At 71.1% G+C, this 25,933-nt stretch carries 22 protein-coding genes; 16 read left to right on the forward strand and 6 right to left on the reverse strand.

The genetic code is table 11. The features are described from left to right. Nucleotides 1-52 precede the first annotated feature (52 nt). From ftsW to OG900_30365, 9 genes are all read left to right on the forward strand, one after another. On the forward strand, nucleotides 53-1,366 hold the full coding sequence (gene ftsW / locus OG900_30325) for a putative lipid II flippase FtsW (GenBank protein ID WUH93998.1): 1,314 nt from the start codon (nucleotides 53-55) through the stop codon (nucleotides 1,364-1,366). Nucleotides 1,367-1,372: 6 nt separating this feature from the next. After that, the gene (murG, locus tag OG900_30330) at nucleotides 1,373-2,467 is read left to right on the forward strand and encodes an undecaprenyldiphospho-muramoylpentapeptide beta-N-acetylglucosaminyltransferase (GenBank protein WUH93999.1); all 1,095 of its coding nucleotides are present in this window, start codon (nucleotides 1,373-1,375) and stop codon (nucleotides 2,465-2,467) included. Between the two features lie 33 nt (nucleotides 2,468-2,500). Beyond that, entirely contained in the window at nucleotides 2,501-3,328 is an 828-nt protein-coding gene (locus OG900_30335) for an FtsQ-type POTRA domain-containing protein (protein ID WUH94000.1), read from the forward strand. Between the two features lie 262 nt (nucleotides 3,329-3,590). Continuing rightward, nucleotides 3,591-4,823 carry a cell division protein FtsZ gene (gene ftsZ / locus OG900_30340; protein ID WUH94001.1) on the forward strand — a complete coding sequence of 411 codons (1,233 nt, stop codon included), beginning with the start codon at nucleotides 3,591-3,593 and terminating at the stop codon, nucleotides 4,821-4,823. A gap of 10 nt (nucleotides 4,824-4,833) precedes the next feature. After that, nucleotides 4,834-5,571, forward strand: coding sequence for a peptidoglycan editing factor PgeF (pgeF, locus tag OG900_30345; protein WUH94002.1), 738 nt, complete (start codon nucleotides 4,834-4,836; stop codon nucleotides 5,569-5,571). Next, nucleotides 5,568-6,302, forward strand: coding sequence for a YggS family pyridoxal phosphate-dependent enzyme (locus OG900_30350; protein ID WUH94003.1), 735 nt, complete (start codon nucleotides 5,568-5,570; stop codon nucleotides 6,300-6,302). Before pgeF ends, OG900_30350 begins: the two co-directional genes overlap by 4 nt. A gap of 95 nt (nucleotides 6,303-6,397) precedes the next feature. Beyond that, on the forward strand, nucleotides 6,398-7,015 hold the full coding sequence (gene sepF / locus OG900_30355; GenBank protein WUH94004.1) for a cell division protein SepF: 618 nt from the start codon (nucleotides 6,398-6,400) through the stop codon (nucleotides 7,013-7,015). A 58-nt stretch (nucleotides 7,016-7,073) separates the two neighbouring features. Next, on the forward strand, nucleotides 7,074-7,361 hold the full coding sequence (locus OG900_30360) for a YggT family protein (protein WUH94005.1): 288 nt from the start codon (nucleotides 7,074-7,076) through the stop codon (nucleotides 7,359-7,361). Between the two features lie 46 nt (nucleotides 7,362-7,407). Next, complete coding sequence (locus OG900_30365) at nucleotides 7,408-8,622, forward strand: DivIVA domain-containing protein (protein ID WUH94006.1); 1,215 nt, start codon at nucleotides 7,408-7,410, stop codon at nucleotides 8,620-8,622. A 198-nt stretch (nucleotides 8,623-8,820) separates the two neighbouring features. Here OG900_30365 and ileS read toward each other — a convergent pair whose 3' ends face one another. Further along, a complete protein-coding gene (gene ileS / locus OG900_30370; GenBank protein ID WUH94007.1) occupies nucleotides 8,821-11,997 on the reverse strand; it encodes an isoleucine--tRNA ligase in 3,177 nt (1,058 codons plus the stop codon). Nucleotides 11,998-12,560: 563 nt separating this feature from the next. On the opposite strand from ileS, the gene OG900_30375 reads away from it, so the two are divergent. The 5 genes from OG900_30375 (at nucleotide 12,561) to OG900_30395 (ending at nucleotide 17,266) form a co-directional block, all read left to right on the forward strand. Beyond that, on the forward strand, nucleotides 12,561-13,400 hold the full coding sequence (locus OG900_30375) for a TraR/DksA family transcriptional regulator (GenBank protein WUH94008.1): 840 nt from the start codon (nucleotides 12,561-12,563) through the stop codon (nucleotides 13,398-13,400). A 77-nt stretch (nucleotides 13,401-13,477) separates the two neighbouring features. Next, entirely contained in the window at nucleotides 13,478-14,095 is a 618-nt protein-coding gene (lspA, locus tag OG900_30380; protein ID WUH94009.1) for a signal peptidase II, read from the forward strand. Between the two features lie 99 nt (nucleotides 14,096-14,194). Next, nucleotides 14,195-15,136, forward strand: coding sequence for an RluA family pseudouridine synthase (locus tag OG900_30385; GenBank protein ID WUH94010.1), 942 nt, complete (start codon nucleotides 14,195-14,197; stop codon nucleotides 15,134-15,136). 59 nt (nucleotides 15,137-15,195) lie between these two features. Next, nucleotides 15,196-15,609, forward strand: coding sequence for a GNAT family N-acetyltransferase (locus tag OG900_30390; GenBank protein ID WUH95987.1), 414 nt, complete (start codon nucleotides 15,196-15,198; stop codon nucleotides 15,607-15,609). A 67-nt stretch (nucleotides 15,610-15,676) separates the two neighbouring features. Then, entirely contained in the window at nucleotides 15,677-17,266 is a 1,590-nt protein-coding gene (locus tag OG900_30395) for a Na+/H+ antiporter (GenBank protein ID WUH94011.1), read from the forward strand. 15 nt (nucleotides 17,267-17,281) lie between these two features. On the opposite strand, the gene OG900_30400 is transcribed toward OG900_30395, so the two are convergent. Next, nucleotides 17,282-18,319, reverse strand: coding sequence for a mechanosensitive ion channel family protein (locus tag OG900_30400; GenBank protein WUH94012.1), 1,038 nt, complete (start codon nucleotides 18,317-18,319; stop codon nucleotides 17,282-17,284). Nucleotides 18,320-18,345: 26 nt separating this feature from the next. Here OG900_30400 and OG900_30405 point away from each other — a divergent pair, with 26 nt between their 5' ends. Continuing rightward, the gene (locus OG900_30405) at nucleotides 18,346-18,954 is read left to right on the forward strand and encodes a dienelactone hydrolase family protein (GenBank protein ID WUH94013.1); all 609 of its coding nucleotides are present in this window, start codon (nucleotides 18,346-18,348) and stop codon (nucleotides 18,952-18,954) included. A gap of 28 nt (nucleotides 18,955-18,982) precedes the next feature. On the opposite strand, the gene OG900_30410 is transcribed toward OG900_30405, so the two are convergent. The 3 genes from OG900_30410 to OG900_30420 all read right to left on the reverse strand — a co-directional run bounded on the left by OG900_30410 (nucleotide 18,983) and on the right by OG900_30420 (nucleotide 21,939). Further along, the gene (locus OG900_30410) at nucleotides 18,983-19,786 is read right to left on the reverse strand and encodes a DsbA family protein (GenBank protein WUH94014.1); all 804 of its coding nucleotides are present in this window, start codon (nucleotides 19,784-19,786) and stop codon (nucleotides 18,983-18,985) included. A gap of 60 nt (nucleotides 19,787-19,846) precedes the next feature. Then, nucleotides 19,847-20,539 (reverse strand): hypothetical protein, encoded by a 693-nt coding sequence (locus tag OG900_30415; GenBank protein WUH94015.1) that lies wholly within the window; start codon nucleotides 20,537-20,539, stop codon nucleotides 19,847-19,849. An 83-nt stretch (nucleotides 20,540-20,622) separates the two neighbouring features. Further along, on the reverse strand, nucleotides 20,623-21,939 hold the full coding sequence (locus OG900_30420; GenBank protein ID WUH94016.1) for a DUF2252 domain-containing protein: 1,317 nt from the start codon (nucleotides 21,937-21,939) through the stop codon (nucleotides 20,623-20,625). Nucleotides 21,940-22,102: 163 nt separating this feature from the next. Here OG900_30420 and dnaE point away from each other — a divergent pair, with 163 nt between their 5' ends. Next, nucleotides 22,103-25,657, forward strand: coding sequence for a DNA polymerase III subunit alpha (dnaE, locus tag OG900_30425; GenBank protein WUH94017.1), 3,555 nt, complete (start codon nucleotides 22,103-22,105; stop codon nucleotides 25,655-25,657). 96 nt (nucleotides 25,658-25,753) lie between these two features. Here dnaE and OG900_30430 read toward each other — a convergent pair whose 3' ends face one another. Continuing rightward, the gene (locus tag OG900_30430; GenBank protein WUH94018.1) at nucleotides 25,754-25,933 is read right to left on the reverse strand and encodes a hypothetical protein; all 180 of its coding nucleotides are present in this window, start codon (nucleotides 25,931-25,933) and stop codon (nucleotides 25,754-25,756) included.

The following is a 25,933-nucleotide window of genomic DNA, read 5'->3' on the forward strand; positions in this document are numbered from 1 at the left end:
GCCGCGGCCGCCTCCCGCAGGCCGCGGCGCACCGCACCGACGGAGGGGACGCATGACGGCACACGGCTCCACCCCGCGCGGCGCCGCACGCCCCGCCAGGGCGCCCAGCGCCCTGCGCGGGGCCGCCCGGCTGCCAGGGCGGCTGCGGGAGGCCTGGGACCGGCCGCTGACCGCCTACTACGTGATCCTCGGCGCCGCCCTGCTGATCACCGTGCTCGGCCTGGTGATGGTCTACTCCGCGTCGATGATCCAGGCGCTGCGCTACGGGCTGCCGTCCACGTACTACTTCCGCAAGCAGCTGCTCGCGGTCGCGATCGGCTCGGTGCTGCTCTACGCGGCCGCCAGGATGCCGGTCAGGGCGCACCGGGCGCTGGCCTACCCGCTGCTGCTCGGCTCGGTCTTCCTGATGTGCCTGGTGCAGGTGCCGGGGATAGGGCAGTCGGTCAACGGCAACACCAACTGGATCTCGGTGGGCGGCCCCTTCCAGCTGCAGCCCAGCGAGTTCGGCAAGCTCGCGCTGGTGCTGTGGGGCGCCGACCTGCTGGCCCGCAAGGGCGACAAGGGCCTGCTGGTGCAGTGGAAGCACCTGCTGGTGCCGCTGATCCCGGTGACCGTGCTGCTGCTCGGACTCATCATGCTCGGCGGCGACATGGGCACCACGGTGATCCTCACCGCGATCCTCTTCGGCATGCTGTGGCTGGCCGGGGCGCCGACCCGGCTGTTCGCCGGGGTGCTCGGCGGGGCGAGCGCGCTGGCCGGGCTCGCCATCGTCACCAGCCCCAACCGGATGGACCGGCTGCACTGCATCGCCGCCTCCGACCCCGACAACGGGTGCTGGCAGGCCGTGCACGGGATCTACGCCCTCGCCTCCGGCGGCTGGTTCGGTTCCGGGCTCGGGGCGAGCGTGGAGAAATGGGGCGAACTCCCCGAACCTCACACCGACTTCATCTTCGCCGTGACAGGGGAGGAACTGGGCCTTGCGGGGACACTGTCGGTACTCGCCCTCTTCGCGGCACTAGGCTACGCGGGTATCCGCGTGGCCGGTTGTACGGAGGACCCCTTCGTCAGGTTCGCAGCGGGTGGCGTGACCACCTGGATCACAGCTCAGGCCGTGATCAACATCGGTGCGGTGCTCGGCCTGCTGCCGATCGCCGGAGTCCCGCTCCCGCTGTTCTCCTACGGAGGTTCAGCCCTCCTGCCGACCATGTTCGCGATCGGGCTGCTGATCTCCTTCGCCAAGAACGAGCCGGCGGCACGAGCCGCGCTGGCCGTGCGGGGGCGGCGGAGCGGGCGCAATTCCCCGAGCCGGGCAATGACACGGACGATGCGACGGTACGTCACCCGACGGCCGTCCGGAGAGCGGTGAATTTCGGTGCATGTCGTACTCGCCGGCGGGGGGACCGCCGGCCACATCGAGCCTGCGCTCGCGCTCGCCGATGCCCTGCGCAGGCAGGACCCGACCGTGGGCATCACCGCCCTCGGCACCGAGAAGGGCCTGGAGACCAGGCTGGTGCCGGAACGCGGCTATGAACTGGCGCTGATCCCCGCCGTTCCGCTGCCGCGCAGGCCCACCCCCGAGCTGATCACCGTCCCCGGGCGGCTGCGCGGCACCATCAAGGCCGCCGAGCAGATCCTGGAGCGCACCAAGGCGGACTGCGTCGTCGGCTTCGGCGGCTATGTCGCCCTGCCCGGCTACCTGGCCGCCAAGCGGCTCGGCGTGCCGATCGTGGTGCACGAGGCCAACGCACGCCCCGGGCTCGCCAACAAGATCGGCTCGCGGTATGCCCACGCGGTCGCCGTCTCCACTCCGGACAGCAAGCTGCGCGACTCCCGCTACATCGGCATCCCGCTGCGGCGCTCCATCGCCACCCTGGACCGCGCCGCGGCCCGCCCCGAGGCCAGGCACGCCTTCGGCCTCGACCAGAACCTGCCCACCCTGCTGGTCTCCGGCGGCTCGCAGGGCGCCCGCAGGCTCAACGAGGTGATCGCCACCGTCGCCCCCAGGCTCCAGCAGTCCGGGGTGCAGATCCTGCACGCGGTGGGCCCCAAGAACGAGCTGCCCAGGGCCGACAACATGCCCGGCATGCCGCCCTACCGCCCGGTGCCCTACGTCGACCGGATGGATCTCGCCTACGCCGCCGCCGACATGATGCTCTGCCGCGCCGGCGCCATGACGGTCGCGGAGCTGTCCGCGGTCGGCCTGCCCGCCGCCTATGTGCCGCTGCCGATCGGCAACGGCGAACAGCGGCTCAATGCGCAGCCGGTGGTCAAGGCAGGCGGCGGCCTGCTGGTCGACGACGCGGAGCTGACCCCGGACTGGGTGCTCGGCAATGTGCTCCCGGTGCTCACCGATCCGCACCGCCTGTACGACATGTCACGCGCCGCCGCCGAGTTCGGCCGCCGCGACGCGGACGACCTGCTCGTCGGCATGGTGTACGAGGCGGTGGCCGCGCGCCGGGCACGATAGACCCCGCCGGGCGTCAACACACGGGAGGCCGACGTGACAGGACCGGGAGCCGGTGCCGGAGCCAGACCCGCCGAGCGCGGCGGCCAGGACCGTCCGCGGCTGCCGCACGCGGCGGCCCGCCCGGCCGCCGCCGCGCCCCGCGGGCCGCGGCTGACCGCGCCCGCCAGGCGTACGGTCCTGATCGCCCTGGCCGTGCTCACCGTGCTGCTCGGCGGCGGCACCTGGGCGGTCTACGGCTCCTCGTGGCTGCGGGCCGACAAGGTCGCGGTCAGCGGCGCCCGGGTGCTGACCGAGCAGCAGGTCCAGCGGGCCGCCGCCGTACCGCTCGGCGGCCCGCTTGTCTCGGTCGACACCGGGGCGGTCAGGAAGCGGCTGCTCAAGGCGCTGCCCCGGCTGCTCGACGTGTCGGTGCACCGGTCGTGGCCGCACACGATCCGGGTCGAGGTGACGGAACGCACTCCTTCCGCGGTCCTGAAAAGCGGCGCGAAGTTCATCGAAGTCGACAAGGAAGGCGTCAGGTTCGCCACCGTCGATCAGCGGCCGCGCGGAGTGCCGGTCGTGCAATTGACGCCGGATCAGTCGGCGAGCCTTCGGCATTTCGGAACAAAGAGACTTCTGCAGGCCGCGATTACCGTCGCGGGCCGGCTGCCGGAATCGCTCACCGGCCGGGCGACCGCGATCCGGGTGCGTTCCTACGACGCCATCACCGTCGAACTCACCGGCGGCCGGGACGTGATGTGGGGGAGCCAGGAGGACGCCGCCCGCAAGGCGGCGGTCCTCACCGCGCTGATGAAGGCGGAGCCGCACGCCACGCACTACGACGTCAGCGCCCCCACCGCACCTGCGGCTTCCGGAAGTTGATGTGTGCGGGACGTCCGCTTCGGTAGTATTCGACCCCTGGTTCACGGAGCACCTGCGTGATCACATAGGGTCAAAAGAAAAACGGGAGGTTCGGCGTGTTCGTTGAACCACCACCGCTTGTCGACTTAGTGTCTCGTCCCAAAGGAACACACGGGACAGGCATACTGGTAACCCTAAACCTCAGGGTCAGGGTTCGGAACGGTCCCGGCGAGCGTACCGACCGTCCCACACGATTCGTAAATCGAGGCGAGAGGCCTTCGACGTGGCAGCACCGCAGAACTACCTCGCAGTCATCAAGGTCGTCGGCATCGGCGGCGGTGGCGTCAACGCCATCAACCGGATGATCGAGGTCGGTCTCAAGGGCGTCGAGTTCATCGCGATCAACACCGATGCGCAGGCCCTGCTGATGAGCGACGCCGACGTCAAGCTCGACGTCGGCCGGGAGCTGACCCGGGGCCTCGGCGCCGGTGCGAACCCGGACGTCGGCCGCAAGGCCGCAGAGGACCACCGCGAGGAGATCGAAGAGGTGCTCAAGGGCGCCGACATGGTCTTCGTCACCGCCGGCGAGGGCGGCGGCACCGGCACCGGTGGCGCCCCCGTGGTCGCCAACATCGCCCGCTCGCTGGGCGCCCTGACCATCGGGGTGGTCACCCGCCCCTTCACCTTCGAGGGCCGCCGCCGCGCCAACCAGGCGGAGGACGGCATCGCGGGGCTGCGCGAGAACGTCGACACCCTGATCGTGATCCCCAACGACCGGCTGCTGTCCATCTCGGACCGCCAGGTCAGCGTGCTCGACGCCTTCCGCTCCGCCGACCAGGTGCTGCTGTCCGGTGTCCAGGGCATCACCGACCTGATCACCACCCCCGGTCTGATCAACCTGGACTTCGCCGACGTGAAGTCCGTGATGTCCGAAGCCGGTTCCGCCCTCATGGGCATCGGTTCCGCCCGCGGGGACGACCGGGCCGTCGCCGCCGCGGAGATGGCGATCTCCTCGCCGCTGCTCGAAGCGTCCATCGACGGTGCCCGCGGAGTGCTGCTCTCCATCTCCGGCGGCTCCGACCTCGGCCTGTTCGAGATCAACGAGGCGGCCCAGCTGGTCAGCGAGGCCGCCCACCCGGAGGCCAACATCATCTTCGGCGCGGTCATCGACGACGCGCTCGGCGACGAGGTCAGGGTCACCGTCATCGCGGCCGGCTTCGACGGCGGCCAGCCGCCCACCAAGGGCAGCCGCGACAAGGTGCTCAACTCGCCCTACGCGGGCCGCGACGACACCCCGGCCGCCGGCGGCCCCAGGACCGGCGCCCCCGGCGACATCCAGCGTCCCGCGCCCTCCTTCGGCGGCCTGGGCAGCGTCCCGTCCGCCGCACCCGGCGAGCGGGAGTCCGAGCCGGTCGCCGAGGCCCCGGCCGCGCCGAGCACGCCGGTCGTGCCGCCGGCCCGGCCGTACCAGGACAGCGCGGCCGAAGAGCTCGACGTCCCCGACTTCCTGAAGTGACCGCCAGGACGTGATAGGGCACCGCATTTCCGCGAACGGCGCGCACTTCGCCTTCACCGACAGGTGGGGCGGGGTGAGCGCCGTTCCGTACGACAGCCTCAACCTCGGCGGGGCGGTGGGCGACGACCCGGACGCCGTCCGGGGCAACCGCGACCTTGCCGCCCGCGAGCTGGGCCGCGACCCCGGCCGGACGGTGTGGATGAACCAGGTGCACGGCCGCGAGGTCGCCGTCGTGCGCGAACCGTGGGGCGCCGCCCCCGCGCCGGAGGTCGACGCCCTGGTCACCACCCGCGCCGACCTGACCCTCGGGGTGCTCACCGCGGACTGCGTCCCGGTGCTGCTCGCCGACCCGGTCGCCGGGGTCGCCGCCGCGGCGCACGCCGGGCGGCCCGGAATGGTCGCCGGGATCGCCACCGCCGCGATTGAGACGATGATCACACTCGGCGCGGACCCGGCCAGGACGACCGCCGTACTCGGCCCGTCGATCTGCGGCAAATGCTATGAAGTGCCCGCCGCGCTGCGGGACGAGGTCGCCGCGGTCGAAGCGGCGGCGTACGCCGAGACGAGTTGGGGCACTCCGGCGGTCGACGTGGCCGCCGGAGTGCGCGCCCAGCTGCTGCGCGCCGGGGTGCGGACGGTCGAGGGACCGGTGGCCTGCACCCTGGAGTCCGCCGACCACTTCTCCTACCGCCGCGACCGGGTCACCGGCCGGCTCGCCGGCTACGTATGGCTGGACGGCACCGGGTGAGCGGTTCGCAGGACATCGGCCGCGGCGGGCAGCTCGCCGCGAGCCTCGCCCGGGTCGAGCAGCGCATCGCCGACGCCTGCCGGGACGCGGGGCGGGACCGCAAGGAGGTGACCCTGATCGTGGTCACCAAGACCTACCCGGCAAGCGACGTGAGGCTGCTGGCCGGACTCGGCGTGCGCGAGGTCGCGGAGAACCGCGACCAGGAGGCCGCCGCGAAGGCCGCAGACTGCGCCGATCTGTCGCTGAGCTGGCACTTCGTGGGCCAGTTGCAGACCAACAAGGTCCGTTCCGTGGTCAGTTACGCTGATCACGTGCACTCTGTCGACCGGCTCCGGCTGGTCACCGCACTGTCCTCGGCGGCCACCGCCGCGCAGCGGCAGGTCGGTTGCCTCGTCCAGGTCGCCCTGGACGCGGCGGCGGGGGATCGCGGGGAGCGCGGCGGGGTGGCACCCGACGCGGTGCCCGCGCTGGCCGACGCCCTCGCGGCGGCTCCCGGGCTGCGGCTCGACGGGCTGATGACGGTGGCGCCGCTGGCCGGAGAATACGCGGGCCAACCCCGCGCGGCCTTCGACCGGTTGATGGAAATCTCATCCCGCCTGCGCGAGACTCATCCGGCTGCCACCATGGTCTCGGCGGGGATGAGCCAGGACCTCGACGAAGCGGTGACGGCCGGAGCGACACATGTACGCGTCGGAACGGCGGTACTCGGAGTCCGTCCCGGGCTCCGGTAACGTCACCAAACAAGTCGGACCACAGCATAAATATGGTGTGGCGGCCGTCCCCGACGGCGGCCGAGGACCGCAACCCCGCTGAGAGGACGCAGAGCATGGCCGGCGCGATGCGCAAGATGGCGGTCTACCTCGGCCTCGTGGAGGACGACGGATACGACGGCCCGGGCTTCGACCCGGATGACGAGTTCGAGCCGGAGATGGCCGCGCCACCCGCGCGTGCCGTCACCGAGCAGGAGCGCGCCCCCCGCCGCCCGCACAGCCAGCACGTGCCACCGAGCCAGCACCAGCCGCAGCAGGTCGAGCCGCCGCGGCTCGTGCACGCCCCGGCACCCCGCGAACCGCGGATCGCCCCCGTGGCGTCCATCACACCCGAACGTCACAGCCTGGAGAAGAACGCAGCGGTGATCATGCCCAAGGTCGTGTCAGAACGCGAGCCGTACCGGATCACGACACTTCACCCCCGGACCTACAACGAAGCCCGTACCATCGGGGAACACTTCCGTGAAGGCACCCCGGTGATCATGAACTTGACGGAGATGGACGACACGGATGCGAAGCGACTTGTCGACTTCGCGGCCGGTCTGGTGTTCGGCCTCCACGGGAGCATCGAGCGGGTGACGCAGAAGGTCTTTCTGCTCTCGCCTGCTAACGTCGATGTCACGGCGGAGGACAAGGCCCGGATCGCCGAGGGCGGGTTCTTCAACCAGAGCTGAGCGAAACGCAACGTAGGGACCGGCCAACTGGCCGACGAGCAGGGGAGAGGGAAGCGCGATGAGTGTCGCACTCCAGGTGCTGTACATCGCGTTGTACTGCTTCCTCTTTGTGCTGATCTTCCGATTGGTGATGGATTACGTCTTCCAGTTCGCCCGTTCATGGCACCCTGGGAAGCCGATGGTGGTGGTCCTGGAGGGCACCTACACTGTCACCGATCCGCCACTCAAGCTTCTGCGGCGGTTCATCCCGCCGCTGCGCCTCGGGGGCGTGGCGCTCGACCTGTCCTTCTTCGTATTGATGATCATCGTTTACATCCTGATCTACGTTGTTGGGAGCTTCATGTGAACGGTGCTAGCTCCCGATATGTCGACGATCACGTTGAGGTGAAGAGATGCCGTTGACCCCCGAGGACGTTCGGAACAAGCAGTTCACGACCGTCCGCCTCCGAGAGGGCTATGACGAGGATGAGGTCGACGCCTTCCTCGACGAGGTGGAGTCGGAGCTGACCCGACTGCTCCGCGAGAACGAGGACCTGCGGGCCAAGCTGGCCGCAGCCACTCGTGCCGCAGCCCAGAACCAGCAGGGCATGCGCAAACCCGAACCGCAGGACCGACCGGTCCCGGCGGCCATATCAGGACCGCAGCCCGTGCAGCAGCAGATGCCGCAGCAGATGGGCCCGCCGCAGCAGCAGGGCGGCATGCCCCAACTGCCCCCCGGCCCCAGCTCGCAGCAGCACGGCCCCGGCCCCGGCCAGCACCCGATGCAGCAGCAGGGTCCCGGTCCGATGGGCCAGCACCCGATGCAGCAGCAGGGCCCTGGTCCGATGGGCCAGCACCCGATGCAGCAGCAGGGCCCTGGTCCGATGGGCCAGCACCCCATGCAGCAGCAGGGGCACCCGATGCAGCAGCAGGGCCCCGGTGGCGACAGTGCCGCCCGCGTGCTCTCGCTCGCCCAGCAGACCGCCGACCAGGCCATCGCCGAGGCCCGGTCCGAGGCCAACAAGATCGTCGGTGAGGCCCGCAGCCGCGCCGAGGGTCTGGAGCGGGACGCCCGCGCCAAGGCCGACGCGCTGGAGCGGGACGCCCAGGAGAAGCACCGCGTGGCGATGGGCTCGCTGGAGTCCGCCCGCGCCACGCTGGAGCGCAAGGTCGAGGACCTGCGCGGCTTCGAGCGGGAGTACCGCACGCGGCTGAAGTCCTACCTGGAGTCCCAGCTGCGCCAGCTGGAGAACCAGGCGGACGACTCGCTCGCCCCGCCGCGCACCACTCCGCCGGCGCCCTCCCTGCCGTCCGCTTCGATGGCCGGTTCCATGGGAGGCAGCTCCATGGGCAACGGTTCCATGGGCAACGGCTCGATGAGCAACGGCATGAGCGGTATGGCTCCCGCCGGCGCCGGGGCGATGGGGCACAACGCCTCCGCGCCCTCCTACGGCGGCGGCCAGGGCATGGGCGGCCACACCCCCGGCCCGACCTACGGCGGCCAGCAGCAGATGCAGCCCGCGATGACCCAGCCGATGGCTCCGGTCCGCCCGCAGGGCGGCCCCTCGCCGCTCCAGCAGGCACCGACGCCGATGCGCGGCTTCCTCATCGACGAGGACGACAACTGACCGCTGCGGTCAGCTTTTCAGGGCCGGGCCTCCCGGGGATTCCTCCCCCGGCGAGGCCCGGCCCTTTTGCCTGCCTGGGGCAAGCCATCCGGTCGGCGACGCCAAGGCCGCTCGGATCACCTCCGCTCACGCGGAGAGACGCCCCAGGCGCGTCCCCAAGCCTAGAAGAGGCCTGTGACAACCCGGGGCGAACCGCCCTCAGCTCCTGCGGATGCCGAACGCGAAGCCGTGCTGCGCGTCATGGGCGACCGGCTGCCCGGTTTCCTGCGTCACTGCCGTGGGCCACTGCGGGTCATCCCAACGACCCTCGGTCATCTCCTCGGCCAGCACCTCCTCGGCGATCATGGCTGAGTGCTCACGAATCGCTTCGCCGGTCTTCGGCTGCGTCGGGGCCCACGCGACGCGAATCCTGTCGGTCACCTCGAAACCGCGACTCTTTCGCTCCGCCTGGACGAGCCTGATGAATTCGCGGGCCAGGCCCGCTCGCTCCAGCTCCGGGGTGATCTCCAGGTCCAGGGCGACCGTGGCGCCCGAGTCGGAGGCCACCGACCAGCCCTCGCGCGGGGTCTCGGTCACGATGACCTCGTCCGGGGAGAGGCTGACGGTCTCACCGTCGACCACCACGGACGTGGCACCGCGCTCCCGCAGGTCCGCCGAGAGCGCCGCCGCGTCCGCCGCGGCCACGGCGGCGGCCACCGCCTGGACGCCCTTGCCGAAACGCCGCCCCAGCACCCGGAAGTTGGCCTTCGCGCTGGCGTCCACCAGGGAGCCGCCGACCTCGGAGAGCCCGGCGAGCGAGGAGACGTTCAGCTCCTCGGCGATCTGCCCGCGCAGCTCGGCCGACAGGTCCTCGAAGCCCGCGGCGGCGACCAGCGCGCGCGACAGCGGCTGCCTGGTCTTGACGCCGGACTCCGCCCGGGTCGCCCGGCCCAGCTCCACCAGCCGCCGCACCAGCAGCATCCGCGCCGAGAGCTCCGGGTCGATGAGGGACGCGTCGGCCTCGGGCCAGGTCGACAGGTGCACCGAGTCCGGCGCACCGGGCACCACCGGCACCACCAGGTCCTGCCACACGCGTTCGGTGATGAAAGGCACCAGCGGCGCCATCAGCCGGGTCACCGTCTCGACCACGTCGTGCAGCGTGCGCAGCGCCGCCGCGTCACCCTGCCAGAAGCGGCGCCGCGACCGGCGCACGTACCAGTTGGACAGGTCGTCCACGAAGGACGACAGCAGCTTGCCCGCGCGCTGGGTGTCGTACGACTCCAGCGCGTCGGTGACGTCGCGCACCAGCACGTTCAGCTCGCCGACCAGCCAGCGGTCGGTCACCGGCCGGTCCTCGACCGCCGGGTCGGCCGCGGAGGGCGCCCAGCCGGACGTACGGGCGTAGAGCGCCTGGAAGGCCACCGTGTTCCAGTAGGTGAGCAGCGTCTTGCGCACCACCTCCTGGATCGTGCCGTGCCCGACCCTGCGGGCCGCCCACGGGGAGCCGCCGGCCGCCATGAACCAGCGCACCGCGTCGGCGCCGTGCTGGTCCATCAGCGGGATGGGGTCCAGGGTGTTGCCCAGGTGCTTGGACATCTTGCGGCCGTCCTCGGCCAGGATGTGGCCCAGGCACACCACGTTCTCGTACGCGGACCGGTCGAAGACCAGCGTGCCGACCGCCATCAGCGTGTAGAACCAGCCGCGGGTCTGGTCGATCGCCTCGGAGATGAACTGCGCCGGGTACGTCCGTTCGAAGACGTCCTTGTTGTGGTACGGGTAGCCCCACTGTGCGAAGGGCATCGACCCCGAGTCGTACCAGGCGTCGATGACCTCGGGCACCCGGGTCGCGGTGCCGCCGCAGGTGCCGCAGGGGAAGGTCACCGCGTCGACGTAGGGGCGGTGCGGGTCGAGGCCCGACTGGTCGGTGCCGGTCAGCTCGCTCAGCTCGGCCAGCGAGCCGACGCAGGTCAGGTGGTCCTCCTCGCAGGTCCAGATCGGCAGCGGGGTGCCCCAGTAGCGGCTGCGGGACAGCGCCCAGTCCACGTTGTTGTCCAGCCAGTCGCCGAAGCGGCCGTGCTTGACCGACTCCGGATACCAGCTGGTCCGCTCGTTCTCCCGCAGCATCGCGTCCTTGACCGCGGTGGTCCTGATGTACCAGGACGGCTGGGCGTAGTAGAGCAGCGCGGTGTGGCAGCGCCAGCAGTGCGGGTAGCTGTGCTCGTACGGCACGTGCCGGAAGAGCCGGCCGCGCGCCTGGAGCTCGCCGACCAGCGCCTCGTCGGCCTTCTTGAAGAACACCCCGCCGACCAGGGGCACCTCGGGCTCGAAGGTGCCGTCCCTGCGCACCGGGTTGACCACCGGCAGGCCGTAGGCGCGGCACGCCTTGAGGTCGTCCTCGCCGAAGGCGGGGGACTGGTGCACCAGGCCGGTGCCGTCCTCGGTGGTGACGTAGTCGGCGTTGAGGACGAAGTGCGCGTCCGGGATGTCGACCAGGTCGAGGGGCCGGTCGTACGTCCAGCGCTCCATCTCGCGGCCGGTGTAGGTCTCCCCGGTCGGCTCCCAGCCCTCACCGAGCGCCTTGCCCAGCAGCGGCTCCGCCACCACGAGCTGCTCGGTGCCGTCGGTGGCCACCGCGTAGGTGACGTCCGGGTGCGCGGCGACCGCGGTGTTGGACACCAGGGTCCAGGGGGTCGTCGTCCACACCAGCAGCGAGGCGCGGCCGGCCAGCGGGCCGCCGGTCAGCGGGAAGCGCACGTAGACCGAGGGGTCGACGACCGTCTCGTAGCCCTGCGCCAGCTCGTGGTCCGACAGGCCCGTCTGGTCCTTCGGGCACCAGGGGGCGACCCGGTAGTCCTGGATGAGCAGGCCCTTGTCGAAGATCTGCTTGAGCGACCACCAGACCGACTCGACGTACTCCGGGTCCATGGTGCGGTAGGCGTGGTCCAGGTCCACCCAGTAGCCCATCCGGGTGGTCAGCTCGGCGAAGGCGTCGGTGTGCCGGGTCACCGACTCGCGGCACTTCGCGTTGAAGGCCGCGATGCCGTACTCCTCGATGTCCTGCTTGCCGGTGAAGCCCAGCTCCTTCTCCACGGCCAGCTCCACCGGCAGGCCGTGGCAGTCCCAGCCGGCCTTGCGGGTCACGTGGTGGCCCCGCATCGTCTTGAAGCGCGGGAAGACGTCCTTGAAGACCCGGGCCTCGATGTGGTGGGCGCCGGGCATGCCGTTCGCGGTGGGCGGGCCCTCGTAGAAGACCCAGTCGGGCAGGCCGCGGGTCTGCTCGACCGAGCGGGCGAAGGTCTTGCGGTCGTCCCACAGCGCCAGCACCTCGTGTTCGAGGGCGGGCAGGTCGACCTGCGCGGGCACCTGGCGGTACTGCGGCTGGCTGTTCGGGCTCATCGGGGACTTCCTCCGGCGGACACTGGGACAGACTCCGTCGAAGGGACGAGGGCGCGCATGCGCTCCCGCGGTACCACCCTTCTTGGCGGTGGAGGACTTCCCACCGCCCCCTCATTGGGGTCAGCGATGCCGGTTCTACTCGCCCAGCGGGCTTTCTTCCGGCGGCTCCGGGCTGATCTTCACCCCGCGCACACCCCCGGGCTTCCACCGTCCCCGGGTCGCTCATGGCTGCGTGCGGCGCTACTCGTCCCATCCACACGTTTCGCTGCCGCAAGTGTACGGGGGCACGGGGTGCGGCGTCGCCGCGATTACGGCCGCCCGCGCCGGGTGGCCCGGCTGACCCGAATGGCCTGCTCCGCGCGCCAGGCAGCCGGTCGTCACGCATCGTTACGGAGGTACCGGAATACCTGGCGGTGAGCTGGGCACAACGGATGCAGACCTGTCCGCCCCGCCCCGGGCCGGCCGGGTCGGCCGGTCAGTGCCCCGCTGCCGCAGGTCCGGCGCGGACCGCCGTCGCCGGCGTGATCCGCGCAGAGGATCACAGACGTGAAGGGGCCGCGCCCATGGTCGTGGACAAGCCGGCCGCCAAGAAGGCGGCCCCGAAGAAGGCGGCCGCCAAGAAGGCCTCCCCGAAGAAAGCCGCAGGCAAGAAGGCCGCTGCGGCCGGGGAGGCGGCGGCGGAAGCGGCCGCACGGGGGAAAGCCGCAGCAAGTACGGCGGCTTCTGCTGGGGAAGCGCCCGCCGTGGGTAAGAAAGCCGGAGGCAGGAAGGCGGCCCCCGCCAAGAAGGCAGCGGGCAAGAAGGCCGCCGCCAGGGAGGCGGCGCCCGACGAGCGGGTTGCGGGCGACGGGGAGGGCGTGGGCAGGCGTGCCGCGGCCGAGGCGGCGGCCGGTGGCGGGGAAAGCGTTGGCCGGGATGGGTCCGAGACGGGAGCTGGCACTGTGGGTGTGGAGAAGACTGCGGCAGGTACGGCCGCGAGCGGCGTGCCCGCGGCGCGCGGGGCAGCCGAGGCCGGGGTGCTCGCCGTCCTGCCGGGGGAGGACCCCTGGACGGCGGACGAGGTCGAGGAGGCGAGATCCGAGCTGGTCTCCGAGGTCGAGCGGCTCAATGCCGAGATCGCGGCCTCGGAGGCGGCGGTCGCGGGCATGCTCCGCGACTCCGCCGACAGCGGCGGCGACGAGGTCGACACCGGCGCGAAGAACATCAGCCGGGAGTCGGAGCTGGCGCTCGCCGCGAACACCCGCGACATGCTCGTGCAGGCCGAGCACGCGCTCCAGCGGCTGGAGGAGGGCACCTACGGCCTGTGCGAGGTGTGCGGCAACCCGATCGGCAAGGCCAGGATGCAGGCCTTCCCCCGGGCGACCCTCTGCCTGGACGACAAACAGCGCCAGGAGCGCCGATGACCGGCCCGCGGGGTGTGCCGTACCCTCGTCAGCAGGCGAGCGTCGGAGCACACACGGGCTGAGGGCTGAGGGACCACGTGACGGAAGCGGAGCGCATCATCATCACGCCGGACGGCGACACCCCGGACGGGGCCGCGGAGTCCGCGTCCGGCACCTCCGTGGCGTCCGGCGCCGCGGACGGCGCGGGCACCGCCGACCTCGCGGCCGGGCGCCGGCGCCGCGTCCTGGTGCTGGTGGGCGTCGCGGCCTTCGCCTACCTGCTCGACCTGCTGTCGAAGATATGGGTGGTCACCAGCCTGGAGAACCACGCCCCGATCAGTGTCTTCGGCCACTACCTGCGGTTTGACGCGATCAGGAACGCCGGCGCGGCCTTCGGCCTCGGCCAGGGCATGACGATCGTCTTCACGGTGATCGCGGCCGGTGTGATCGTGGTGATCGCCCGGCTGTCCCGGCGGCTCTACAGCGTGCCGTGGGCCATCGCGCTCGGCCTGCTGCTCGGCGGCGCCTTCGGCAACCTGACCGACCGGGTCTTCCGCGCCCCCGGCGGCTTCCAGGGCCGGGTGGTGGACTTCATCGCCCCGGCCCACTTCGCGGTCTTCAACCTCGCCGACTCCGCCATCACCTGCGGCGGTGTGCTGATCGTGCTGCTGTCCTTCCGCGGCATCGACCCGGACGGCACCCGCCACCGCGACTAGGCCCCGATCCCCGGACACGGCGCTGCGTGGCCCCCTCCCGCAAGGGGGCGCCCACCAGGGGCGGGCCGGGAGGCCGGGCGGGTCCTGCATACTCGTCGGGTGAGTACCGTTCCTGAAGTCCGCTCCCTGCCCGTGCCCGACGGCCTCGAAGGCGAGCGGGTCGACGCCGCCATCGCCCGTATGTTCGGCTTCTCCCGCACCAAGGCCGCGGAGTTGGCGGCCGGCGGGAAGGTCTCCCTCGACGGGTCGGTCGCCGGCAAGTCGGAGCGGGTCCACGGCGGGGCGTGGCTGGAGGTCGAGATGCCGGCGGCCGCGGCCCCGGTGCAGATCGTCGCCGAGCCCGTGGAGGGCATGGAGATCGTCCACGACGACGACGACGTCGTGGTCATCATGAAGCCGGTCGGCGTGGCCGCCCACCCCAGCCCCGGCTGGACCGGCACCACCGTGATCGGCGGCCTGGCCGCGGCGGGCTACCGTATCTCCACCTCCGGCGCCGCGGAGCGCCAGGGCATCGTCCACCGGCTCGACGTGGGCACCTCGGGCCTGATGGTGGTCGCCAAGTCGGAGCGCGCCTACACCCGGCTCAAGCAGCAGTTCCGCGACCGGGTCGTGGACAAGCGCTACCACGCCCTGGTCCAGGGGCACCCCGACCCGATGAGCGGCACGATCGACGCCCCCGTCGGCCGGCACCCCACCCACGACTACAAGTGGGCCGTCACCGCCGACGGCAAGCCCTCGGTGACGCACTACGACCTCATCGAGGCCTACCGCTCCGCGAGCCTGCTGGACATCAAGCTGGAGACCGGCCGCACGCACCAGATCCGGGTGCACATGTCCGCGCACCGCCACCCCTGCGTCGGCGACCTCACCTACGGCGCCGACCCGGTGATGGCCAAGCGGCTCGGCCTGACCCGGCAGTGGCTGCACGCCAAGCGGCTGGGCTTCGAGCACCCCGCGGACGGCGAGTGGGTCGAGTTCGACAGCGACTACCCCGACGACCTCAGGCAGGCGCTGGAGACCGTGCGGGCGGACAGCCGATGACCGCCGTGCAGTCCGCGGGGCCCCGGATACGGGTGGTCGCCGCGGACGACGCCGACGCCATGGCCGCGGTGCACGCGATCCGGCACGAGGTCTTCGTGGTGGAGCAGAACGTGCCGGCCGACCTGGAGTGGGACGGCAAGGACGGCAGGGCCGTGCACGTGCTGGCCCCGGGCGCGGGCACCGGGCGGCTGCTGCTGGGCGCCGACGCGGCCGCCAAGAACGGCGGCGATCCGGACCTCGCGGTGCTGGGGCGGCTCGCCGTGCTCGAACCCGCCCGCGGTACGGGCCTGGGCGCCCTGCTGGTGCGCGCCCTGGAGGACGAGGCCGCCAGGCTCGGCCTGGCCGGCGTCTACCTGGAGGCCCAGGTCCACGCCATCGGCTTCTACCTCAAGCTCGGCTATGCCGCCTCCGGCCCGGAATTCCAGGACGCCGGCATCGCCCACCGCGCCATGCGGCGCATCTGGCGGCCGTAGCAGCGGCCGTGGCGGCGCTCGGCGCGGCCCGAGGGCCGCGGCGGCGCCGCGTGGCACTCTGACGGGCGTGGATCAGCTCGCCCTGTTCTTCTCGCTCATGCTCGCGGCCGTCGTGGTGGTGCCGCTCGGGGATCGTACGGGCCTGCCGTCACCGGTGCTGATGACGCTGATCGGCGGGGTGCTCGCGCTGATCCCGCAGGTCCCCAACGTCCAGATCGACCCCGACCTGATCCTGCCGCTGGTGCTGCCGCCGCTGCTGTACGCGGCGGTGCAGCGCACCTCCTGGCGGCAGTTCGCGGCCAACCGGCGGGCGATCTTCCTGCTCGCGGTGGCGCTGGTCTTCATCACCACCGCGGCCGTCGCCGCGGTGGCGGACGCGGTGGTGCCCGGCATCACCCTGGCCGCGGCCTTCACCCTCGGCGCCCTGGTGGCGCCGCCCGACCCGGTCGCGGCGACCGCGGTGGCCGGGGCACTGGGGCTGCCGCGCCGGATGATCTCCATCCTGGAGGGCGAGGGGCTCTTCAACGACGTCACCGCGATCGTGCTCTACCACGTGGCCGTGGCAGCGGCCGTCTCCGGGCACTTCTCGCTGCCGCACGCGGTGCTCGAACTGGTGCTGTCCGCGGTCGTCGCGCTCGTCGTCGGCCTGGTGCTCGGCTGGGGCGCCAACAAGCTGATGGGGGCGGTCGGCGACCCCACCCTGCAGATCAGCCTGTCGCTGCTGGTGCCCTACGCGTCCTACGCCCTCGCCGAGGAGCTCTCCGGGTCCGGCGTCCTCGCGGTCCTCACCAGCGCCCTCTTCCTGGCCGAATACGCCTTCGCCGCCGACGACGTCACCGCGCGGCTGGCCGGCACCACCTTCTGGGAGATCGTCGAGACCCTGATCACCGGGATCGCCTTCGGCCTGATCGGCCTGGAGCTGCACCATGTCTTCAGCGTCGGCTCGAGCAACTGGGGGCCGATGACCCGGCACGCGGGCCTGGTCGTGGCCGTGGTGGTGGGTGTACGGCTGCTCTACCTGCTGCCGGCCGCCTGGATCGCCAGGAGGCTGCACACGCTGCGGGACATGGACGAGGACATCCCGATGACCTGGCAGGAGACCGTCATCATGTGGTGGTCGGGCATGCGCGGGGTCGCGTCGGTCGCGCTGGCGCTGGCCATCCCGCTGACCACCGACCACGACGGGGCCTTCCCGGCCCGTACGGAACTGCTCTTCATCGCCTTCGCCGTGGTGCTGGCCACCCTGGTCGTCCAGGGCCTGACGCTGCCCTGGCTGGTCAGGCGGCTCGGGGTGAGCAGCGACATCGACGCCGAGCACGCCCTGGAGCACGACCTCGCGGTGCGGGCGATGGCCGCGGCCCGCGCCCGGCTCAAGGAGATCGAGCGGAGCGAGCCCATCGACGACGACCTGTCGGAGATGCTGCACCGCAGGGCCTTCGACATGGGCGCCCGCATCTCACCCGACATCGTGGACGAGGAGCGCCGCGAGTCGCACGCCCGCCGGGTCAAGCGGGTCAAGGCGCTGGGCCGCATCCAGGACGACATGCTGTCCGCCGCCCGCCACGAGGTGCTCGCGGCCCGCAGTGAGCCGGGCAACGACCCGGAGGTCGTCGACCGGGTGCTGCGTCACCTCGACCTGCGCTCGATGCGCACCTGAGCGGCCCTCCCGCGGTCAGGAGGCGCCGGGCGCGGACGTCGTGCTCACCCGCGGCAGCGCGTACGGGTGCTCGCGGCGCAGCCACTCGATCATCTGCTCGCGCACCAGGCAGCGCAGGTTGAAGACGTCGTCGGCGTCCTTGGCGGTGACCAGGGCCCTGAGCTGGACGGTGGTGGGCGTGGTGTCGATCACCACGAGATTCCACGCCCTGCGGTCCCACTCCCGGGTCTGCTCCAGCACCTCGTACAGCCGCTTGCGCATCGCCTCGACCGGCACCGCGTGGTCCAGGTGGAAGTAGACCGTGCCGGTCATCCGGGCGTCGCCCCGCGACCAGTTCTCGAAGGGCCTGCTGGTGAAGTACGACACCGGCATGGTGATCCGCCGCTCGTCCCAGGTGCGGACGCTCAGGTAGGTCAGGGTGATCTCCTCGACGGTGCCCCACTCGCCGTCCACCACCACCGTGTCGCCGATCCGCACCATGTCGCCGAAGGCGATCTGCAGCCCGGCGAAGAGATTTCCCAGCGTGGCCTGGGCCGCGACACCGGCGACGATGCCGATGATGCCGGCGGACGCCAGCATCGACGCCCCGACCGTGCGCATCTCGGGGAAGCTGAAGAGCATCGAGGCGACCGCGATCACCCCGACGATCGCGGTGAACACCCGCTGGATCAGCGCCGACTGGGTCCGCAGCCGGCGGATCTTCGCGACGTCCCTGGAGACCGCCGCGTAGCGCGCGTAGGAGGAGTCGGTGCCGGCGGTCGCGACCCTGACCAGCAGCCAGGCGGTGGCGCCGATCAGCACCAGGGTCAGGCCCTGCCCGACGGCCGCGCTGTGTCTCCCGCCGACGTGCGCCGTCCGGTAGGCGCCGCGCAGGATCGCCGTGCACAGTGCCACCTGGAGCGGCAGCCCGCAGCGCCGCAGCAGGTGCCACAGCGGGGTCTCCGGGTGCCGGGCGTCCGCCGCGCGCAGCGATCTGTCCACGGCCCACCCCACGGCCAGGGTGAGCGTGAGCGCCACTCCCACCACCATCACCGGCCGCAACGCGCCTTCCATGGTCACCTCTCAGGTCCGACGTCCCAATGGCACCATGGACGCGTACCCGACCTGCCGGAGGAAACCCTGTGACGATCGTCCTGTTCCACTCCATGTACGGCCTGCGGCCGGCCGTGCACACCGCCGCCGACCGGCTGCGGGCCGCGGGGCACGAGGTGCTGGTGCCCGACCTCTACGACGGCAGGACCACCACCGACGCCGAGGAGGGGATGCGGATCAAGGACGAGATCGGCAAGGACGAGCTGCTGCGCCGGGCGGTCGCCGCGGCGGCGCCGCTGTCCGACCGGGGCCTGGTCTACGCCGGGTTCTCGCTGGGCGGCTCGGTCGCGCAGAACCTGGCACTCGGCGACGAGCGGGCCCGCGGGCTGCTGCTCCTGCACGGCACCTCGGACATCGCCGACGACGCGGCCACCGACATCCCGGTGCAGCTGCACGTCGCCGACCCCGACCCCTTCGAGCCCGACGACTGGCTGAACGCCTGGTATCTGCGGATGGGCAAGGCGGGCGCCGACGTGGAGGTCCACCGCTACCGCGGCGCCGGCCACCTCTACACGGACCCCGGGCTGCCCGACTACGACGAGGAGGCCGCGACGCGCACCTGGGCGGTCGCGCTGGACTTCCTCCGGGAGCTGTAGCCCGCCGGAGGAAGCCGCACGCTGCGGGCTACTTCTTCAGCTGGGCGGCGATGCCCGCCACCACCTTGTCGGAGGCCACACCGTTGACCTCGACGGCGGTGCCGTTGACCAGGACGTAGGGGGTGCCCTTCGCGGACGCGGGGTCCTTGTTGTAGGCGGCGGTCATGGCCAGCGCCCACTTGTCGAAGGTGCCCTTCTTCACCGCGTCGGAGAACTTGGCATTGCCCTTGAGCGCCGGGACCTGCTGCGCGATGGAGATCAGCTTGTCGGCGCTCTTGTAGGAGTCCGAGGTCTCGTCGGGGTGGTTGGCCTTGGAGTACAGCGCCTTGTGGAACTGCTCGAAGGCGTCGACGGAGACGTTCAGCGCGGCGCCCATGGCGCTGAGCGCCTTCTTCGAGCCGGAGCCGTTGTCCTTGTCGTCGATGAAGGTGCCGAACGTGTAGTTGATCTGGTACTTGCCGTCCTTGGCGCCCTGCAGTACCGCGTCGCCCGCGGTCTGCTCGTAGGCGGCGCAGTAGGGGCAGCGGGGGTCCTCGAACTCGTGGACGACGTTCTTGTTGCCCGCGTCGCCGATGACGATCGTGGTGCCGTCGGTGCCCGAGGTGTTGGCCGGCTTGACCAGGGTGTTCTTGGCGGCCGCCGACCAGTAGCTGGGCTTGTTCATCTCGTTGACGGCGAAGGCGACGCCGCCGGCTATCGCCAGCAGGGCCACGACGCCGCCGCCGACGGCCAGCTGGCGGCGGACCTTGGCCCGCTTGGCGTCCTTCTCGCGCTGGGCGCGCAGCCGCTCGCGTGCGGCTTCCTTGCTGGCCTTGCTGTTGCGGTTGCTCATGACGGATCTCCGTGAGTACGCGTGGTGATGACAGGGGGTGGTGCCGAGCCGGTACCGCGGTCAGGCGGTGGCCGGGACGGGCGGACCACGGCGTACGACGGCGTGGTGCAGCCAGCGGGCGGACCGGCCGCCCGCCACGGGGGTGCGGGCTGGGCGCACCCGGTGCGGCACCGCGGTGAGCACGCTGCGGATGGCGGCAGCGGCGAACAGCAGCGGGCGGAAGGCGGCCAGCGCGACGGCCCGCACGGTCCGGTGCAGGGCCGCCTCGCCTCGCCGCAGCCACCAGGCGGCCAGCAGGCCCACGCCGACATGGACGGCGAGCAGCAGCCAGGGCAGCGCGCTGGACTGCAGCTGGGCGGCCGCCTGGGCGCTTCCCGGCACCGCGGCGAGCGGGGTGTCCGGGGTCGGGCCGACATGGCCGTTGTGGCACAGGAAGGCCTCGTTGAAGGACCGCCAGGGGCCGGTCACCGGGCCGCCGAAAGCGCCGTAGCAGGCCTGCTGCCCGGTGGTCAGCAGGGTGTCCACGGCCAGTTCGAGCGGCACCATCAGGCCGGCCAGCGTCCAGAAGCCGCACTCGGGGCGGGCGGTGGCCAGGTACACCAGCGCGAAGACCGCGCCGAAGGCCCCGGCCACCGCGGGCAGCGGCAGCGGGGCCTTGGCCATCAGGACGTGCGAGGTCGAGGAGAGCGTGACGCACAGCGCGGCGAAGAGGGCGGCACGCAGTGCCCTCAGCCGCGGTCGTATCGCCTCCATGGCGACAGAGTGTGCCACGGGTACCTGTAGGTGTGACCTAAGAGCGCGTAACAGATGAGGTACGGGAGGCGGCGGCGGGCCCCCTACAGGCCCCTTATGCGGCCGTTGCGGAAGAGGTCCACGAAGATCCGGTGGTCGGAGCGGACCCGGTCGCCGTAGGAGTGGGCGAAGTCCACCAGCATCGGCGCGAAGCCCTCCTCGTCCGCGCCGATCGCCTCGTCGATGGCGTCCTCGGTGGAGAAGGGCACCAGCGAGTGCCCGCTCTCGTCGTCCGCGGCCGCGTGCATCGTCGCGGTGGCCCGGCCCAGGTCCGCCACCACCGCCTCGATCTGCGCCGGGTCGTCCAGGTCCGACCAGTCCAGGTCCACCGCGTAGGGCGACACCTCGGCGACCAGCTGCCCTGCCCCGTCCAGCTCGGTCCAGCCCAGCCACTCGTCGGCGTGCGCCTGCAGCGCCCGCTGCGAGACGACCGTGCGCTGGCCCTCGTGCAGGAAGTAGCCGCGCACCGCGGGGTCGGTGATGTGCCGGGAGACCGCGGGGGTCTGGCCCTGCTTCATGTAGATGACGACGTCGTTCTCCAGCGCGTCGGTGGTGCCTTCGAGCAGCAGGTTGTACGACGGCAGGCCCGCGCTGCCGATGCCGACCCCGCGCCGCCCCACCACGTCCTTGACCCGCAGGCTGTCCGGGCGCACCCGGCTGGCCTCCGGCAGCGTCTCCAGATACGCCCCGAAGGCGGTCAGCACCGCGCCGCGGGTGGCCGCGTCCAGCGCGACGGCGCCGCCGTCCGCGGTGAAGCGCCGGTCGTGGTCGCGCACCTCGGTGAGCGAGTCGAGCAGCCCCACCCTGGTCCGGGTGCGGGCGCTGCGCAGGGCGTCGAGCAGCGGGCCCCGCGCGGTGTCCAGGGTCAGCTGCGGCACCGTCTCGCCCTTGGCCAGCAGCCGGATCTGCTCGCGGTAGGCGGCGGCGTAGACCGTCACCAGGCGGCTGATCATGTCGTCGCCGAGCGCCTTGACATAGCCGAGCAGCGCCACGGAGCCGGCGAAGCGCTTGAGGTCCCAGGTGAAGGGGCCGACGAAGGCCTCGTCGAAGTCGTTGACGTTGAAGACCAGCCGGCCGTTGGACGCCAGGTAGGTGCCGAAGTTCTCGGCGTGCAGGTCGCCGTGGATCCACACCCGGCCGGTGCGGTCCGTCACATAGGGCCCCGCGTCCTGCTCGCCGTCCAGGTCGGCGTAGAACAGGCACGCGGTGCCCCGGTAGAAGGCGAAGGCCGACGCGGCCATCTTTCGGAACTTCACCCGGAATGCGGCCGGGTCGGCGGCCAGCAGCTCGCCGAAGGCGCTGTCGAAGACGGAGAGGATGTGCGCTCCGCGCGGGCCGTCGCCCGCAGTGATGTCTGCCACGACAGGGGGGACGACGGGCGCGGCGCGATGGTTGCCTCCTGTCCGGTCCTGGGGGGTGCCGCCGCCGGGTTGCGGCCCGCTCTGTCGGACCCGGGTCGTAGACTCACCGACGCCGCCAGACAACCCGTTCCGATGGCCCGTTCTCGCCGGAGGTGTCGCCGCCTTGACCGATCAGCCCTTCACTCATCTGCACGTCCACACCCAGTATTCGCTGCTGGACGGAGCGGCGAGACTGAAGGACATGTTCAAGGCGTGCAACGAGATGGAGATGAGCCATGTGGCCATCACCGATCACGGCAACCTGCACGGCGCCTACGACTTCTTCCACCAGGCCAAGGACGCCGGTGTGACCCCGGTGATGGGGATCGAAGCGTATCTGGCGCCCGAGTCGCGGCGGTACAACAAACCGGTCAAATGGGGCGCGCCGCACCAGAAGGGCGACGACGTCTCCGGCGCGGGCGCGTACACCCACATGACGATCTGGGCGCGCAACAGCGTCGGGCTGCACAACCTCTTCCGCGCCCAGTCCCGGGCCTCCTTCGAGGGCTACTTCCGCAAGCCCCGGATGGACCGCGAGCTGCTCGGCGAATACGCCGAGGGCCTGATGGCCACCACCGGCTGCCCGTCCGGCGAGATCTCCACCCGGATCCGGCTGGGGCAGATGGACGAGGCGATCAAGGCCGCCGGCGAATACCAGGACATCTTCGGCAAGGAGAACTTCTTCGTCGAGATCATGGACCACGACATCGACATCGACCGCCGGGCCCGCAAGGGACTGGAGGAGATCGCCAGGAAGATCCAGGCGCCGTTCGTGGTCACCAACGACTCGCACTACACCTACGCCGGGGAGTCGTCCGCGCACGACACCCTGCTGTGCATCCAGACCGGCTCGAACATGTCGGACCCGGACCGCTTCAAGTTCGACGGCTCCGGCTACTACCTCAAGTCCGCCGCCGAGATGTACGCGATCGACTCCTCGGACGCCTGGCAGGAGGGCTGCCGCAACAGCCAGCTGCTGATCGCCGACCGGGTCGAGACCGAGGGCATGTTCCAGTTCAGGAACCTGATGCCCAAGTTCGACGTGCCCGAGGGCTACACCGAGGTCACCTGGTTCCGCGAGGAGGTCGCCCGCGGCATGGCCAGGCGCTTCCCCGGCGGCATCCCCGAGGACCGGCGCAAGCTCGCGGACTACGAGATGGACACCATCGTCCAGATGGGCTTCCCCGGGTACTTCCTGGTGGTCGCCGACTTCATCATGTGGGCGAAGAACAACGGCATCGCGGTCGGCCCCGGCCGCGGCTCCGCGGCCGGCTCGATCGTCGCCTACGCGATGGGCATCACCGACCTCGACCCGGTCCCGCACGGGCTGATCTTCGAGCGGTTCCTGAATCCCGAGCGCGTCTCCATGCCCGACGTCGACATCGACTTCGACGAGCGCAGGCGCGGCGAGGTCATCCGGTACGTGACCGAGAAGTACGGCTCCGACAAGGTCGCGCAGATCGCCACCTACGGCACCATCAAGGCCAAGGCCGCGATCAAGGACTCGGCCCGGGTGCTGGGCTACCCGTTCTCGATGGGCGACCGGATCACCAAGGCGATGCCCGCCGACGTCCTCGGCAAGGGCATCCCGCTGTCCGGCATCACCGACAAGGACCACCCCCGCTACAGCGAGGCGGGCGAGGTCCGGGCGATGTACGAGAACGAGCCGGACGTCACCAAGGTGATCAACTCGGCGAAGGGCATCGAGGGCCTGGTCCGGCAGATGGGCGTGCACGCCGCCGGTGTGATCATGTCCGCCGAGCCGCTGATCGACCATGTGCCGATCTTCTCGCCGAAGAACGACGGCGCGGTCGTCACGCAGTGGGACTACCCGAGCTGCGAGTCGCTCGGCCTGCTCAAGATGGACTTCCTCGGCCTGCGCAACCTGACGATCATGGATGACGCGGTCAAGTCGATCAAGGCCAACAAGGGCGTCGACATCGACCTGCTCTCGCTGCCGCTCGACGACCCCAACACCTACGCCCTGCTGGGCCGCGGTGACACGCTGGGCGTCTTCCAGTTCGACGGCGGGCCCATGCGGGCCCTGCTGCGGATGATGAAGCCCGACAACTTCGAGGACATCTCCGCCGTCTCGGCCCTCTACCGGCCGGGCCCGATGGGCATGAATTCGCACATCAACTACGCCCTGCGCAAGAACAAGCAGCAGGAGATCACCCCGATCCACAAGGAGCTGGAAGAACCGCTCCGCGAGGTCCTCGAAGTCACCTACGGCCTGATCGTCTACCAGGAGCAGGTGCAGAAGGCCGCCCAGGTGCTGGCCGGCTACTCGCTGGGCCAGGCCGACCTGCTGCGCCGGGCGATGGGCAAGAAGAAGAAAGAGGTCCTGGACAAGGAGTTCATCCCCTTCCAGGCGGGCATGCGCGAGCGCGGCTATTCCGACCAGGCCATCCAGGCGGTCTGGGACGTGCTGGTGCCCTTCGCGGGCTACGCGTTCAACAAGGCGCACTCCGCCGCGTACGGCCTGGTGTCGTACTGGACGGCCTATCTCAAGGCGAACTATCCGGCCGAGTACATGGCCGGCCTGCTGACGTCCGTGAAGGACGACAAGGACAAGATGGCGCTCTATCTCAACGAGTGCCGCCGGATGGGCATCAAGGTGCTGCCCCCGGACGTGAACGAGTCCAACGCCAACTTCACCCCGCGCGGCGACGACACGATCGTCTTCGGCCTCACCGCGGTCCGCAACGTCGGGCAGAACGTGGTGGAGTCCGTCGTCAGGTGCCGCAAGTCCAAGGGCCGCTACGCGAGCTTCCCCGACTTCCTCGACAAGGTCGAGGTCGTGGTCTGCAACAAGCGGACGGTCGAGTCGCTGATCAAGGCCGGCGCCTTCGACACCATGAAGCACACCAGGCGCGGCCTGACCGAGCACTTCGAGTCGATGATCGACAACGTGGTGCAGGTCAAGCGCAAGGAGGCCGAGGGGCAGTTCGACCTCTTCGGCGGCATGGGCGACGGCGACGCTGACGACGGTCCCGCCTTCGGCATGGACGTCGTCTTCTCCGACATCGAATGGGACAAGGCCTATCTGCTCGCCCAGGAAAGGGAGATGCTCGGCCTGTACGTGTCCGACCATCCGCTGTTCGGCATCGAGCACATCCTCGGCGACAAGACCGACACCGCCATCGCCGCACTCGCGGGCGACTACCAGGACGGCGCCATCGTCACCATCGGCGGCATCATCTCCGGCCTCCAGCGCAAGATGACCAAGCAGGGCAACGCCTGGGCGATCGCCACCGTCGAGGACCTGGCCGGCTCGGTGGACTGCATGTTCTTCCCCGCGACCTACCAGCTGGTGTCCACCCAACTGATGGAGGACGCGGTGGTCTTCGTCAAGGGCCGGCTCGACAAGCGCGAGGACATCCCGCGGCTGGTCGCCATGGAGCTGATGGTCCCCGACCTGACCGACGTCGGCACCAACGCGCCGGTGAGCATCTCCATCCCGACGGTCAAGGTCACCCCGCCGCTGGTCGCCAGGCTCGGCGAGGTGCTGGCCAGCCACAAGGGCAACACCGAGGTGCGGGTGCGCCTGCAGGGCGTGCGGTCCACCACGGTGCTGCGGCTCGACCGGCACCGGGTGACCGCCGCCCCGTCGCTCTTCGGCGACCTCAAGGCGCTGCTGGGGCCTGCCTGCCTGGGTGCGGGCCAGCAGGCGGGCTGACCGCCGTACGACGGGCGCGGGGGTGCCCCGAAAGGGACACCCCCGCTCATGCTGCGTTGCCTCATTGCCTCATGCCCAACGGCAGGGGCGGCACGTTCAGTTGTGGCCGAACCGCTTCTGCTGCTTGCCGCGCGGCGCCTGGCCGGCGGCGGGCATCATGCGCTCCTCCGACTGGTGGGCGCGGTCCTGCTCGTGCTCCTCCGCGCCGGAGTTGCGCTGCTGGTCCTGGTTCTGCTCGGGCCGGCGGTTCGGGTTCTGGTTCCGGTTCTTAGCCAC

This window comes from Streptomyces sp. NBC_00433, from assembly GCA_036015235.1.
Lineage (GTDB): Bacteria > Actinomycetota > Actinomycetes > Streptomycetales > Streptomycetaceae > Actinacidiphila.

Coding starts and splice junctions, on each gene's coding strand:
- OG900_30405 (WUH94013.1), top strand. CDS start 18,346: ATGGCACCATGGACGCGTACCCGACCTGCCGGAGGAAACCCTGTGACG.
- OG900_30400 (WUH94012.1), bottom strand. CDS start 18,319: ATGGAAGGCGCGTTGCGGCCGGTGATGGTGGTGGGAGTGGCGCTCACG.
- OG900_30375 (WUH94008.1), top strand. CDS start 12,561: ATGGTCGTGGACAAGCCGGCCGCCAAGAAGGCGGCCCCGAAGAAGGCG.
- OG900_30360 (WUH94005.1), top strand. CDS start 7,074: ATGAGTGTCGCACTCCAGGTGCTGTACATCGCGTTGTACTGCTTCCTC.
- sepF (WUH94004.1), top strand. CDS start 6,398: ATGGCCGGCGCGATGCGCAAGATGGCGGTCTACCTCGGCCTCGTGGAG.
- OG900_30390 (WUH95987.1), top strand. CDS start 15,196: ATGGCCGCGGTGCACGCGATCCGGCACGAGGTCTTCGTGGTGGAGCAG.
- OG900_30410 (WUH94014.1), bottom strand. CDS start 19,786: ATGAGCAACCGCAACAGCAAGGCCAGCAAGGAAGCCGCACGCGAGCGG.
- OG900_30415 (WUH94015.1), bottom strand. CDS start 20,539: ATGGAGGCGATACGACCGCGGCTGAGGGCACTGCGTGCCGCCCTCTTC.
- ileS (WUH94007.1), bottom strand. CDS start 11,997: ATGAGCCCGAACAGCCAGCCGCAGTACCGCCAGGTGCCCGCGCAGGTC.
- OG900_30365 (WUH94006.1), top strand. CDS start 7,408: ATGCCGTTGACCCCCGAGGACGTTCGGAACAAGCAGTTCACGACCGTC.
- ftsW (WUH93998.1), top strand. CDS start 53: ATGACGGCACACGGCTCCACCCCGCGCGGCGCCGCACGCCCCGCCAGG.